Source organism: Massilia sp. S19_KUP03_FR1 (assembly GCF_036688685.1).
GTDB lineage: Bacteria > Pseudomonadota > Gammaproteobacteria > Burkholderiales > Burkholderiaceae_D > JALYUM01.
The window spans coordinates 66,412-80,839 of the sequence record NZ_JAQQPS010000001.1; the positions used below are offsets into that span (position 1 = coordinate 66,412).

9 protein-coding genes are annotated in these 14,428 nt (G+C 63.9%); 6 read left to right on the top strand and 3 right to left on the bottom strand.

Annotated features, from left to right (window positions below; translation table 11 throughout):
- Positions 1 to 2: 2 nt before the first annotated feature.
- Together V6M87_RS00295 and V6M87_RS00300 are read right to left on the bottom strand one after the other, a co-directional pair.
- Positions 3 to 353, bottom strand: a complete 351-nt coding sequence (locus V6M87_RS00295) for a hypothetical protein (protein WP_332847719.1) — start codon at positions 351 to 353, stop codon at positions 3 to 5.
- Positions 354 to 367: 14 nt separating this feature from the next.
- A complete protein-coding gene (locus V6M87_RS00300; protein WP_332847720.1) occupies positions 368 to 2,260 on the bottom strand; it encodes a M61 family metallopeptidase in 1,893 nt (630 codons plus the stop codon).
- 232 nt (positions 2,261 to 2,492) lie between these two features.
- On the opposite strand from V6M87_RS00300, the gene V6M87_RS00305 reads away from it, so the two are divergent.
- From V6M87_RS00305 to V6M87_RS00320, 4 genes are all read left to right on the top strand, one after another.
- Entirely contained in the window at positions 2,493 to 2,948 is a 456-nt protein-coding gene (locus tag V6M87_RS00305; protein WP_332847721.1) for an Hsp20 family protein, read from the top strand.
- Positions 2,949 to 3,120: 172 nt separating this feature from the next.
- The gene (locus V6M87_RS00310; protein ID WP_332847722.1) at positions 3,121 to 4,647 is read left to right on the top strand and encodes a Do family serine endopeptidase; all 1,527 of its coding nucleotides are present in this window, start codon (positions 3,121 to 3,123) and stop codon (positions 4,645 to 4,647) included.
- A 13-nt stretch (positions 4,648 to 4,660) separates the two neighbouring features.
- Positions 4,661 to 5,320: a response regulator transcription factor gene (locus V6M87_RS00315; protein ID WP_332847723.1), complete on the top strand. Its 660-nt coding sequence runs from the start codon at positions 4,661 to 4,663 to the stop codon at positions 5,318 to 5,320.
- Positions 5,317 to 6,657, top strand: a complete 1,341-nt coding sequence (locus tag V6M87_RS00320) for an ATP-binding protein (RefSeq protein ID WP_332847724.1) — start codon at positions 5,317 to 5,319, stop codon at positions 6,655 to 6,657. The genes V6M87_RS00315 and V6M87_RS00320 overlap by 4 nt, the downstream gene beginning before the upstream one ends.
- 106 nt (positions 6,658 to 6,763) lie before the next feature.
- Here V6M87_RS00320 and V6M87_RS00325 read toward each other — a convergent pair whose 3' ends face one another.
- Positions 6,764 to 9,067, bottom strand: coding sequence for a TonB-dependent receptor plug domain-containing protein (locus V6M87_RS00325; RefSeq protein WP_332847982.1), 2,304 nt, complete (start codon positions 9,065 to 9,067; stop codon positions 6,764 to 6,766).
- A 434-nt stretch (positions 9,068 to 9,501) separates the two neighbouring features.
- Between V6M87_RS00325 and V6M87_RS00330 the strand changes: the two genes are divergently transcribed.
- Together V6M87_RS00330 and V6M87_RS00335 are read left to right on the top strand one after the other, a co-directional pair.
- Positions 9,502 to 11,103 (top strand): right-handed parallel beta-helix repeat-containing protein, encoded by a 1,602-nt coding sequence (locus V6M87_RS00330; RefSeq protein WP_332847725.1) that lies wholly within the window; start codon positions 9,502 to 9,504, stop codon positions 11,101 to 11,103.
- Between the two features lie 136 nt (positions 11,104 to 11,239).
- Positions 11,240 to 14,422 carry an error-prone DNA polymerase gene (locus tag V6M87_RS00335; RefSeq protein ID WP_332847726.1) on the top strand — a complete coding sequence of 1,061 codons (3,183 nt, stop codon included), beginning with the start codon at positions 11,240 to 11,242 and terminating at the stop codon, positions 14,420 to 14,422.
- Positions 14,423 to 14,428 lie beyond the last annotated feature (6 nt).

The window sequence follows — 14,428 nt, forward strand, 5'->3', positions numbered from 1 at the left end:
AATTACTCGTCGTCGAACTCTTCGGCGAGATTCTTCCATCCTTTGCTTTTGGCAAACGGCGCAAACTCCTCCGGTGCCTCCAGCACGATCAATTTACGCTCTTGCAGTCCGGGATCGCTCGGGCCGAAATCGGGCCCCTTGTAGCCCAGCTTGCGCAACTGGTCGATGACGGCTTTGGCCAGGACAGTGTCCTTGTACAGGCCGCCATCGACCGGTGCTGCAAAATCCACGTACACATCAATAATCCCGTAACCCTCGTCGAAAATGCGGATGCCTTTGACGTCGTGGGAACGGCCGGTGCTGTCGCTGGCCTTGAACGGTCCACTCAGCTGGATATCGGTATCGGTAGTCATGGCGCTAGCTTAACTTATTTCTTCGCTTGCAGGATGGGCTCGAGGCGGTCGCGCGTGCCCGGGATGCGTTCCAGGTGCGGGTATCGCAGGCCGCCATGGTAGTCCAGCGCAACCGTGCGGAACACATTGCCTTTTTTAACCAGCAGCGTGACCGGCGCCGTGCCTGTTTTCGCTTCCTTGACGGCGGCTTTTAACAGCTCCGGTTTCCAGGCGCGGTTGTTGACCGCCACGATGCTGGTGTTGGCGGCCAGGCCGGCCTGGAAGCCGACGCCGTCCCAGGTCACGCTGGTGATGGCGCCATCGGCCTTGACGGCAAAGCCGAGCGAGTAGCTGAAGTCGGTGGTCTTGTTGCGCTCATCGGCACTTTTCGAGGCGTCGCTCGGGGTGTCGGTGTAGACCAGTTTCCAGCCGGCGCGCGCCAGGCCGTCGAGCGGGGCGTTGGGCGCGATGTCTTCCACGCGGGTGCGCAGAAAACTGGCCCAGTCGTATGGCTGCACTTGATTGAGGGCGGCGACGACGTCCTCGAACGTGTAGTGGGCCGGGGTAAAACTGCCATCGTTGACGCTGTAGAAGGCTTTGGCAAAATCGTCCAGCGAACGGCGCTCGTTGGACAGCTCGCGGATGCGGGTGTCGACGTCCAGCCAGATCAGGCTGCCTTCGCTGTAATAATCTTCGCTGCGCTGCCAGTTGCCCCAGCCTAGCGGGCGGCGGCCGTTGATGATCGGGTCGTTGACCGTGTCCTGCACGGCGCGCCATGAGCGGCCGCGCACATTGTCGAAGCGCGCCGCGGTGGCCGCGAGCAGGTCGCGCGTTGCGCTCGGGGAAATCAGGCCGGAACGGGCGGCCAGCACGTCGCCCCAGTATTGGGTCTGGCCTTCGTAGACCCACAGCAGGCTGTTTTGCAGCGGCGTGTTCAGGTTCGGTACGTCCTGGCCGGCCGGGCGCCGGAACTTGCCGTTCCACGAGTGCGTGTATTCGTGCGGCAGCAGGCCGCGGCCCGCTTCGTTCTTTTTCCAGTCGATGAAGTAACCCGGCTTCACGCCGTTTTCGCTGGACTGGTGGTGCTCGCGGCCGATGCCGCCGAATTCGTCCGAGATGGCGAACAGGAAGTCGTAATGCTGGTAGTGCTGCGAACCGTACAGTTTGAGCGCTTGCTGGACCATGGCGCGGTGCAGGCCGATTTGCTCGGGCGTCGCTTCCAGCTGGTCGGCGCTGTCGGCGACGATGTTGAGCATCACCGGCACTTTCGCGCCGGGATTGAGGTCGATGCGCTTGAAGTAGCGGCCGGCGAACAGGGGCGAGTCGATCAGTGTGTCCAGGTCGAGCGGCTTGAAGCGGATGTTGGCGCCATCCTGTTTATCAGTTTCCAGCGCGGTGCCGAATTGCCAGCCGGCGGGCAGCACCAGGTTCGGCTGCACGGTAATGCGGCGGCTGTTGTAGCCGGCCGGGTACAAGGTCATCGAGGCCCACTGCACGCCGAGGATGTCGTCCGTCATGGTGATGCGGCCCTGGGCAGTGTCGAGCGGCGACAGGTACTGGTATTCGGCCTCCAGCGTGGTCGCGCCGGCCGGGATAGCCATGTGAAACGCGAACACGTCGACCGGGTCGCGCGTCCACACCACCGGCTTGCCGCCGGCCGACAGTTTCAGGCCGGCCAGCTGGGTCAGCGGACCGCTGGGACCGTGGTTGCCCGGCAGCCATTGCGGGTACAGCAGCGTGAGCGGACCGGCTTGCACGGGGATGCTCATGCGCACGCGGAAAATCTGCTGGCGCAGGTCGGTGGCGTCGACGTTCAGGACGATGGTGCCGGGGTAGGGCGCAGCGCCAACCGCGGGCACGGCGGCCTGGGAGGTGCTGGAAAAAAGTGCGGCAAAGGCGAGGGCAAGGGCGCTACGGCGTACAAACATGGAAGCAGTCATCGTCGAATTCTGTGGTGTGGGCAAGAGTAATCGAACGAGTTTAGCACGCAGCCATGGGGGCGAATGTGTCGGTTTGTAGTGCAAAGAAAGTTCGTTTTTTTAGCCTCAAAACCGTGTTTTGTCAGCCTTGAATTCGCTGGCGCCGGCATTAGATTGGATTCAACGGATGCTCCACGGAGGTCCGTCAATCTATCGCTTAACTCACTCAAGGATATTTATCATGCGTACGACTTATGACCTCACCCCCCTGTATCGTTCCGCCATCGGTTTCGACCGCCTGGCCAGTCTGCTCGAGCAACGCGCCGATGCGCAGCCGAGCTACCCACCGTACAACATTGAACTTGTCAGCGAAGACAAGTATCGCATCGTGATGGCGATCGCCGGTTTCGACCGTTCTGAAGTGGAGATCGTCGCCGAGCGCGATTCGCTGCAGGTCACCGGCCGCAAGCAGAAGGACGAAACCCAGCGCACCTTCCTGCACCGCGGAATTGCCGCACGCGACTTTGAACAGCGCTTTCAGCTGGCCAACCACGTCAAGGTCACCACGGCCTCGTTCGACAACGGCATGCTGACCATCGACCTGGTGCGTGAAGTGCCGGAAGCACTCAAGCCACGCCGCATCGTCATCGACGGTGGCGAGAATGTGCAGGCGCTGGAGCAGCGCCAGGCTGCCTGAGCCGGTAAACTGAAGTGAGAAGGGCGCCCGTGGTTGGGGCGCCTTTTTTGTATCTGCGCGGTGGCTGAAAAACTGTTGTTGCGCCACCACCTGGCGCAACCATTAAGCAGGTTTTAAGAAGCACAGCGCAAGATACCTTCATCGAATCCCCCTTTCCATCAGGAGTACAACAATGGCTAACGTAGTTCACGGTATCACGGCAAAAGGCTTGACGGTTGCCCTGTGCGCGGCAGGCGTCATCGGCGGCGCTGTTGGTGCGATCGCGGTCAATCATAACAATGCCGTATCGGCCGAAACCGTGGTGCGGGCAGCGCCTGTCGCCCCGACCACCACGCCGCCGGCGACCACCGTCGCCCCGGGTACGCAGCAACCCATGGCGCTGCCCGACTTTACCCAGATCGTCGCCCACAATGGCCCGGCCGTCGTGAATATCCGCGTGGTCGGCACCAGCCGTGCCGGCGCCAATGTGCGTGCGCCGAACGGCCAGGAGCTGGACGAAGACGATCCATTTTTTGAATTTTTCCGTCGCTTTCAAGGCCCGCAGAATCCCCGCGGCCAGCAAGGGACACCCGTTTTTGGCGCTGGTTCCGGATTCATCATGAGCCCGGACGGCGTCATCCTTACCAACGCCCACGTGGTGCGCGACGCGAACGAGGTCACTGTGAAGTTGCAGGACCGCCGCGAATTCAAAGCCAAGGTACTCGGATCCGATCCGAAGACCGACGTGGCCGTTCTCAAGATCGAGGCCAAAAACCTGCCCGTGGTCGCGGTCGGCAATTCCAAGGCGCTCGCCGTGGGTGAATGGGTGCTGGCCATCGGTTCGCCGTATGGCCTCGACAGCACTGTCACCGCAGGCGTGGTCAGCGCCAAGGGCCGCTCGCTCGGTGATGACGGCGTGCCGTTCATCCAGACCGACGTGGCCGTCAACCCTGGTAACTCGGGTGGGCCGCTGTTCAACACGCGTGGCGAAGTGGTGGGCATCAACTCGCAAATCTACAGCCAGACCGGCGGTTACCAGGGCTTGTCGTTCGCGATCCCGATCGACGTCGCCGCCCGCATCAAGGACCAGATCGTCGCCACCGGCAAGGTGCAGCATGCCAAGCTGGGCGTGATGGTGCAGGAAGTAAACCAGGGTTTTGCTGACTCGTTCAAACTTGAATCGCCGGAAGGTGCGCTGGTGCTGAACGTGGAGAAGAATGGCGCCGCCGACAAGGCCGGCCTGAAGCCAGGCGACGTGGTACGCAAGGCAAATGGCCAGACGATCGTCTCGTCCAACGATCTGCCGGCAATGCTCTCGACCGCCAAACCGGGCGACAAGGTCGCGCTCGACGTCTGGCGTGAAGGCAAGATCGTGCGCTTCAATGCTGTCCTGGGCAACGCCAGCGACAAGGCGGCGCCGAGCGAAAAAGCCAGCGTGGCCGACGTCAACAACAGCGCCAAGCTGGGCCTGGCCCTGCGTCCGCTCGACGCGATGGAACGGCGCCAGTCCGGCATTGCATCCGGTCTGGTGATCGAGGATGCCGGCGGTGCGGCGGCAACGGCCGGGGTGCAGCCGGGCGATGTGCTGCTGTCGGTGAATGGCCGCGCCGTGACCACGGTCGAGCAGGTCCGCGAGATGGTGGGCAAGGCCGGCAAATCGGTGGCCTTGCTGATCCAGCGCGGAGGTGACAGAATCTTTATCCCGGTGCGGATCGGTTAAACAAAGGAACACAATGCGCCTGCTGCTGGTGGAAGACGACACGATGATCGGCGAAGTGGTGCTCGACCTGCTCAGGGCCGAGCACTACGCGGTGGACTGGGTCAAGGACGGCGAAATGGCCGACACGGCGCTGCTGCAATCGCAGCACTACGACCTGGTGCTGCTCGACCTGGGCCTGCCCCGTAAAGATGGCCTCGACGTGCTGCGCGCCATGCGCGCGCGCAAGGACCGCACCCCGGTCCTGATTGCCACCGCGCGCGACTCGGTGGCGCAGCGCATCGCCGGGCTGGACGCGGGCGCCGACGATTACGTCCTGAAACCCTACGACCTCGACGAACTGCTGGCGCGCCTGCGCGCCTTGCTGCGCCGTGCGGCCGGGCGCGCCGAGCCGATCTTCGAATACAAGAACATCTCGATCAACCCGGCCACGCGCGAAGTGCTGGTCGATGGCGCGTCGGTGTCGCTGTCGGCGCGCGAATGGGCGGTGCTGGAGGCGCTGGTGGCGCGGCCTGGCGCCGTGCTGTCGCGTCCCCAGCTGGAAGAAAAATTGTATAGCTGGCGCGATGAAGTGAGCAGCAATGCGGTGGAAGTCTATATCCACGGCCTGCGCAAAAAGCTCGGCAGCGACCTGATTCAAAACGTGCGCGGCGTGGGCTACATGGTGCCGAAGTGAGAGTCAGGGTCACGCACTCGCTGCGCGGCCGCCTGCTGTGGTTCCTGCTGGCGGCCATCACGATTGCCGCCGTGGCGCAGTCGACCATCGCCTACCGCACCGCGCTGCACGACGCCGACCAGATCTTCGACTATTACATGCAGCAGATGGCGCTGTCGCTGCGTTCGACCACGCCCCTCACGGCCGCCAATGCCCCGGTCGATACCAGTACGCCCATCGATCCCGGTAACGACGACCTGGTGGTGCAAGTCTGGTCGCCCGATGGCGTGCGCATGTTCCGCAGCGTTTCGCGGGCCCTGCTGCCGCAGCGCGCGGTGCTGGGCTTTTCCAACGTGAAGGCGAACGGCACCACCTACCGCGTGTTCTCAATCCAGGCCAATAATCAAACCCTGCAGGTGGCGCAGGACATGGCGGTGCGGCGCAATATGGCCGGCAGCCTGGCCCTGCGCACGCTCGCGCCGATTGCGGTGATGATGCCGATCCTGATGCTGGTGGTGTGGTGGGTGGTCAGCGATTCGCTGAAGCCGGTCGCGCGCGTGAGGAAGCAGGTGGCCTCGCGCCAGGCCGACGACCTGTCGCCGGTGTCGGAAGCGCGCCTGCCGGACGAGGTGCGCCCGTTGGTGCAGGAACTCAATTTGCTGTTCGGGCGCGTGCGCACGGCGTTCGACGCGCAGCAGAATTTTGTTGCCGACGCCGCGCATGAATTGCGCACGCCGCTGGCGGCGCTGAAACTCCAGGTCCTGAGCCTGGAGCGGGCTGACGGCATTGATGCGCGCAAGGTCGCCATGGGCCGCATCACGGCCGGCATCGAGCGCGCCACGCGCCTGGTGGAACAATTGCTGGTGCTGGCGCGCCAGGAAGCCGGGGCCTCCGAAGGCGCGGCGCCGGCGCCGGTCGACCTGGCCGATCTCGCGCGCCGCACCGTCGGTGAGATGGTGGGCGTGGCGCAGGCCAAGGGAGTCGATCTGGGCGTGCAGCATGCCGATGAAGCGCGCGTGCTGGGGCAGGGCAGTGCGCTGTCGATTTTGATGCGCAACCTGGTCGATAACGCGGTCAAGTATACGCCGGCCGGCGGCACCGTCGACGTTGCGGTGCATGTCGCCAACGGTGCGGCGGTGCTGACGGTGGAAGACAGCGGGCCGGGGATTGCGGCCGAGGAGCGCGAGCGCGTGTTCGACCGCTTCTATCGGATTGCCGGCAGCGAAGCGGCCGGCAGCGGGCTGGGGCTGGCGATCATTCGGGCGATCGCGGAGCGGCATGGGGCGAAGCTGGCGCTCGATGCGTCGGAGAGATTAGGCGGGCTGCTCGTGCGCGTCACATTCCCCACTTCGGTCTAAATGGTATGGGCCCTCGCCTGCGCGAGGGTGACGTTTTAAGGCCAACACATTAAAAACCGTCACCCCGGCGCAGGCCGGGGCCCATACCACGCTTGCAACGCTGCGGTCAGAACCGATGCCAAACCCGCGCAAAATACGCCGCGCCGTTCAGGCCAAACTGCACGCTGTCATATTTAAAGCCATTGTCCGTCTCGTTCGCATCCTGCACCGTTGGCTTGACGTTGAAGATATTCGTCCCGCCGACTGTCAGTTTGGTCTTCTCCGAAAACGCCCACGTAAAACTCAGGTCAGCCGAGGTTTTCGCTTCGTAGTGCGCATTCGGTACCGGTGAACCGGAGAACGTGCCCAGCGTTTGCGGGCCGAAGTGGATGATCTTGAAATCCGTCTCCAGCTGCCCCTGGGTGTAATCGAAACCCAGCGTGGCCTTGCGGCGCGGGCCGCCCTGCTCGATGAACAGGCGCTCGCGCTCGGACAGCAGCACGTCTTCGAAGCCGGCCAGTGCGCTCGGTGCATGCACACCGGTGACCTCGGTCTTGCTGAAGTTCAGCGCCAGAAAGGTCGTCAGCTTGCCGGCGCCGAGATTGGCGCGATTCGATGCAGTCAGATCCAGGCCCTGCGTGCGGGTGTCGATCGAGTTGACGAAAAACTGGGCCTGGCCCACGCCCAGCGCCTGCAGGGTGGCGCCCAGCGCCGGGTAGTTGTCGGCATCAAAACGGCCCGACAGCACGATGCGGTCGTCGATATTGATGCGGTACAGGTCGGCCGTCACGGAGGTCGACGGGACCGGGTTCCAGGTGCCGCCGAACGTCAAACTTTTCGACTTCTCTTCCTTCAAAGGCGGGATGCCGGCAGCCGCGGCGACCTTGCCGCCATTTGGCGCCAGCACCACATCGAGTGGCACGCCGCTGACGAAATCCGTGAAGGTCGAGGAAAAATACACCTGCTGCAGCGACGGCGCGCGAAAGCCCGTGCTGGCCGAGCCGCGCACCAGGAAGGCTGGATTGAGGCGGTAGGCCGCGGCGATCTTGCCGGTGGTGGTGGAGCCGAAATCGGAGTAGCGCTCGTAGCGCACGGCCGTCTGCACCTTCAGGCGCTCGGTGACGTCGGTCTCGAGGTCGATGTAGGCCGCGGTGCTGTGGCGGCTGCGGTCGGTGGCGTCGCCGGGCTGGAAGCCGGGGAAGCCCTGGCTGCCGGCGTTGCCGCCCACGCCTACGCCGTCGGCGTCGATGTAGGAACCGGGCACGCCGGAAAAGATCTGGTAATTCTCGTTGCGGTACTCGAAGCCGAAGGCGGCGTTCATGCCATTGAGGATGCCGTCATAAAAGCGGCTGAAGTCGGCGTTGGTGGTCAGCTGGCGGAAGGCGAAACCGCCGGCATTGAAGCTGTTGGCGCTGACGCCGCGCCCGCCGTTCAGCAAATCTGCATTCGCGATGGAAGCGTTGAGCGTGTTCGCGATGGTGTAATCCATGCGGTTGTAGCCGTAGGTCTGCGACAGGTCGGTGTTCCAGCCGGCGATCAGGGTGCGGTAGCCGACGGTGGCGTAGCGGTCTTCGATGTCGCCGTTGATGAAGGGGACAAAACCGTTCGGGTACATGGCGGCCGCATTGCGCGACGGGATATCGTCGGAACCGAGGCCGCCGCGCGCAAACGCGGCAGACGACGCATCGCGCTGCTGCACGCCTGCCGTCCCATAGAGCTTGCCGGGCCCGACATTCCATTCGCCATTCAGGTACAGGGTCTGGTTCTTGGCCTTGGTGTCGCCGATGATACGCGGATTGCCTTCTTCGGCGCGGTTCGAGCGGCCCCGGTCGAGGTATTCGCCGGTGATGCCGACCACGCCGTCGCCCACCGCCACGCCGCAGTACGCCGAGGCCAGGTAGTTGTTGCCATCGTGTTGCGTGTACTGGCCGGCGCCGAGCACCGCTTCGCAGCCCAGGCTTTTTTTCAATTCGATGTTGATCACGCCGGCGATGGCGTCCGAGCCGTACTGGGCGGCGGCGCCGTCACGCAGTACCTGCACGTTTTTGATAGCCAGCAGCGGGATCGCGTTCATGTCGGTGCCGGTGTTGCCGCGGTTGCGTGCACCGAACAGGTTGACCAGCGCGGTGGTGTGACGGCGCTTGCCGTTGACCAGTACCAGCGTCTGGTCCGAACCGAGGCCGCGCAGGGCGGCCGAGTCGACCAGGTCGGCCCCGTCGGCGCCGGTCTGGCGCGTGGAATTGAACGACGGCGAGATGTAGGTCAGCGTCTGGGCCAGGTCGAACTGGCCGCCTTGCTCGGCCGCGCGGCCCATCGGGATGATGTCGACCGGGACCGGGGTCTCGGTGGCGGAGGTGTTGCCGGTGCGGCGCGAACCAACCACCGTCACGCTCGGTACGTCGGCGGATGCGCTGGTACCGGCCTGGGCCATGGTAACGGCAGGCAGCGCGGTGGCGCCGTACAAGGCGAGCAGGATGGCCTGACGCAAGAGAGGAGTTGCTTGGTTCACGCGATGGACTCCGAATGGCAAAGAAACGATAGTACGCATCTGTGGCCCGTGCACCAAATTGGACGTTGTGAGAACGCAACGTTTAAATAATATTGCTTTTTTTTCTATGCAAAAAAGCATCAGTTTTGGTGTGATCACGATGTCGTTATGGCATTCTGCAAAAATTCTTTTTCGAATGATTGATCACAAGAAAATCAGTGCCCATGGGCGTCCTGGCGCGAGTGCCTGCTCACATTCACTATTTTGTTACATCTGCTTACACCCGGGAAGCAAGAAACGCCTTAGATTCGGAACATAGGTTTCCACTAAGTAATTTTCTTGACAAGACTTTTTGACCCCTCATCTACCGGATCCCCATGACGACTATCCACTCCCGGCACACAGGTGCCGCTGCCATACTGGCCATGCTGTTCGCCGCCCCCGCTTTCCCGGCCACGCTCGCCGTCGGCCCCGGCAAAACTTATGCCGCGCCGTGCGCCGCGATCGCACAATCGGCCCCCAACGATGTGATCGAGATCACCGGTGGCGTCACGTATTCCGGCAACGTCTGCGCCATCAACACCAGCAACCTGACGATCCGCGGCGTGAATGGCCGCCCGCGCATCGATGCCGCCGGCGCCAACGCGCAAGGCAAGGGAACCTGGGTTGTCACAGGCAATAACGTCACCATCGAAAACGTCGAAATGCTGGGCGCCCGGGTGCCTGACCAGAACGGCGCCGCCCTGCGCCTGGAAGGCACCCACTTCACGCTGCGCGGCAGTTTTATCCATGACAATGAAAACGGCATCCTGAGCGGCGCCAATACCGCCAGCAATATCCTCATTGAAAACAACGAGTTCGGCCACAACGGGTACGGCACCGGTTACACCCACAATGTGTACATCGGCAACGTGGCGAGCCTGACGTTCCGTGCAAATTACTCGCACGATGCCAACGTCGGCCACAACCTCAAGTCGCGCGCCCGGGTCAACACGGTTGCCTACAACCGCTTTTCGAGCACCCCCGACGGGCAAACCGGCAGCACCGCCCGCGGCAAGCCGAGCTATGAGATCGATTTGCCGAACGCCGGCACCGGCTACGTGATCGGCAATGTCATCGAGCAACCGGCGGGCAATTCCAACCCGAACATGCTGGCCTACGGGGAAGAGGGCGCCAGCAATCCGGCCCAGGATTTGTATGTGGTCAACAATACCTTCCTCAACGACGATCCCAACAGCGGCACCTTCGTCATGGTCGGTACCGGTGTGACCAGGCCCGTCCTGATACAAAACAATATTTTTGCCGGCACCGGCACCCTGAGCAATCAAGCCGGGGCGCTCGAGCGCACCAATTTCCGTTCCATCGCTCCCGGTTTTGTCGACCGCGCCGGCTACGACCTGCACCCGAGCGCGAATGTCCTGGTGATCGATGCAGGGTCGGCGCCCGGCCTGGCGGCGAGCGGCCTGTCACTGGCCCCGGTGGCGCAGTACAAGCATGTCGCCGCCGGTGAAACGCGGACCGCGTCCGGCGCCTTCGATATCGGTGCCTATGAAGCCAGCGCCGCGCCCGCGGCCGGCGGCGGCTGGACCAGCTGCGCCGTCGAAGGCGGCACCTGCAGCTTCAGCGGTACTGCCCAGGTGCGTTATGGCGCCAATAATGTGTATGCGACGCGCACGGCCAGCGGATCGATCGCTTGCACCAACGCCGTGTTCGGCGACCCGATCCAGAACGTCGCGAAGACCTGCCAGTACGCGGCCACTGCAGCGACGCCGACCCCGCCCGCCGTCGAGACGTGGACGCCCTGCGCTGCCGAAGGCGCAAGCTGCGCGTTCAGCGGCACGCGCACGGTGCGTTACGGCGCCGTGGGTGTGTACGTTGCGCGCGTGGCCACCGCTTCCACCCCATGCACCAACGCCGTCTTCGGCGACCCGGTGCTGGGCACCGCCAAGTCTTGCTCCTACTCCAGCATCACGCGTTAAAAGGGCGGCGCCCCGGCCGGTCCGGCGCAAGGAAAGACGCACACACCAGTTCGCTTTTTGACGGGGCGATCGTGTACACTGTGTTTTTATACAGTACTTTCATTGCCCGGATTCATCCCAGCATGTATGCGCCGCCATGTCGTCCTCTTCGCCAACCCAGCAGAACCTGCCCGACTACGCCGAGCTGTTCTGCCTGTCCAACTTCACCTTCCTGCAGGGCGCGTCGCACGCCGAGGAACTGGTGGCGCGCGCCGTCCAGCTTGGTTATGCGGCGCTGGCGCTGACCGATGAATGTTCGCTGGCCGGCGTGGTGCGCGCGCATGCCGAAGCGAAAAAGGCGGCGCTGCCGCTGCTGATCGGCGCCCATTTCCACCTGACCCGGCGCGACGGCACCCACTCGCTGTCGCTGATCCTGCTGGCGCAAAACCGCAATGGTTATGGCAACCTGGCCGAGCTGATCACCCTGGGGCGTACCCGCACCACCAAGGGCACCTATCTGCTCACGCCGGCCGATTTCGACACGGCGGCACCCGGCTTTGAACATCTGCAGGGCATGCCCGATTGCCTGGCGATTTTGCTGCCAGCCTATCCCGGCCACGACGCGGCCGACCTCGACCGCCTGCATGCCCAGGCCGCCTGGATGGCCAGCACCTTTCCCGGCCGCAGCTGGCTGGGCCTGAACCTGCTGCACCGGGCGCACGACGACGGCCACCGCGCCACCATCGACGAGGTTGGCTGGCAGCACGGCTTGCCCATCGTGGCACTCGGCCACGTCACCATGCACGTGCGCTCGCGTAAACCCCTGCAGGACACCTTGAGCGCCGTGCGGCTGGGTAAGCCCGTGGGCGAATGCGGCTATGGCCTGGCGCAAAATGCCGAGCAGCATTTGCGCTCGCGGATGCGCCTGGCCAATCTGTATGCGCCGCAAGCGCTGGCCGAAACGCTGCGCATCGCCAGCCTGTGCACCTTTTCGCTCGATCAATTGCGTTACGAATACCCCAACGAAGTCGTGCCGCCCGGGCACACGGCCTCATCGTTCCTGCGCAGCGAAACGTATATCGGTGCGCACCGCCGCTTCAAGGACGGGATTCCGGCCAAGGTGCAGGGCCAGGTCGAGCACGAGCTGGCACTCATTGCCGAGATGGGCTACGAACACTATTTTTTGACGGTGTACGACATCGTCCGCTTCGCCCGCTCGCAGCACATCCTGTGCCAGGGACGCGGCTCGGCAGCCAACTCGGCGGTCTGCTACTGCCTCGGCATCACCGAGGTCGACCCGGCCCAGTCGGAACTGCTGTTCGAACGGTTTATTTCGCGCGAGCGCAACGAGCCGCCCGACATCGACGTCGATTTTGAACACCAGCGCCGCGAAGAAGTGATCCAGTACATCTACACCAGGTACGGGCGCACGCGCGCGGCCCTCGCGGCCGTGGTGATCAGCTACCGCCCGAAAAGCGCGCTGCGCGACAGCGGACGGGCGCTGGGCATCGATCTTGGCATCGTCGAGAAAGTGGCGAAGACCCATCACTGGTTCGACGGCAAGGCCGATTTATTAAATCGCCTGGCCGAAGCGGGGCTCGATCCGGCCTCGCCCCAGGCGCAGCAATGGGCGACCCTGGCGCAGCAATTGCTCAACTTCCCGCGCCACCTGTCGCAGCACCCGGGCGGCTTCGTTATCGCGCAGGGCAAATTGTCGCGCCTGGTGCCGATCGAAAACGCCAGCATGGCCGAGCGCAGCGTCATCCAGTGGGACAAGAACGACCTGGAAGAACTGGGCCTGATGAAAGTCGACGTGCTGGCGCTGGGCATGCTGTCGATGCTGCGGCGCGGCCTGGAGCTGGTCAGCCAACGGCGCGGCGATTTGTTCGAAATGCAGGATATTCCGCCCGACGACAAGGCCACCTACGACATGATTTGCGCGGCCGACACGGTGGGCGTGTTCCAGATCGAATCGCGCGCGCAGATGAGCATGCTGCCGCGCATGTTGCCACGCAAATTCTACGATCTCGTCATCGAAGTGGCGGTGGTGCGCCCGGGACCGATCCAGGGCGGCATGGTGCATCCGTATTTGCGGCGCCGCCAGGGCCTCGAGCCGGTGCTGTATCCCAGCGATGAAATGAAGCAGGCGCTGGGACGCACGCTGGGCGTGCCGATTTTCCAGGAGCAGGTGATGCAGGTGGCCATTCTCGGCGCCGGTTTCACGCCGGGCGAGGCCGATCAGCTGCGCCGTGCCATGGCCGCCTGGAAGAGAAAAGGCGGCCTCGAACACTATTACAACCGTATCGTCAGCGGCATGATCGAACGCGGCTACACGCTGGAATTCGCCGAAGCGATTTTCAGCCAGATCCAGGGCTTCGGCGAATACGGCTTTCCGGAATCGCACGCGGCCAGTTTTGCGCTGCTCGCCTACGCCAGTTCCTGGCTCAAACGGCACGAGCCGGGCGCATTTTTATGCGCACTATTAAATAGTCAACCGATGGGGTTCTACAGCCCGTCGCAGCTGGTGCAGGATGCGCAGCGCCATGGCATCGAGGTGCGCCCGGTCGACATCACGATCAGCACCTGGGATTCCACGCTGGAAGAACGGCCCGGCGATCCGGCCGGACAGCCCCAGCCGGCGGTGCGCCTGGGGCTGTCGCTGCAGCGAGGGATGAGCCGCGAAGCCGTGGCCCGCATCGAGGATGCGCGCGCCATTCGCCCGTTCGACAGCGTGGCCGACCTGGCCCGCCGCGCCCACCTCGACCGCGCCGACCTGCAGGTGCTGGCCGGCGCGAATGCGCTGGTGTCCCTGGCCGGCAACCGCCGCGAAGCGTTGTGGCAGGCAGTTGGCGCCGTGCCCGACAAGGATTTGCTGCGCCCCACCACGGTGGATGAAGACATGCCAGCCCTGGCGGCGCCATCCGAAGGCGACGACATCGTCGGCGACTACCGCGCGCAGGGCCTCACGCTGGGCCGCCACCCGCTCGCGCTGCTGCGCAAGCAATTGCTCGACCGGCGCTTCATGCCGGCCTCGACCTTGTACGACTACCAGGATGGCCAACTCGCGCGCGCGTGCGGGCTGGTCACCGTGCGCCAGCGGCCCGGCACGGCCAAGGGGGTGCTGTTCCTGACGCTCGAAGACGAGACCGGGAATGTGAACGTGATCGTGTGGAAGTCGCTGGTGGAGCAGCAGAGGAAGGAGGTGCTGGGTGCGCCCTTGCTGGGCGTGTACGGCATCTGGCAGCGCCAGGGCGAGGTGCGCCACCTGGTGGCCAAGCGGCTGGTGGACATGTCGGCGCTGCTGGGGCGGCTGGATACGCATAGCCGCGATTTTTGCTGACTGCAG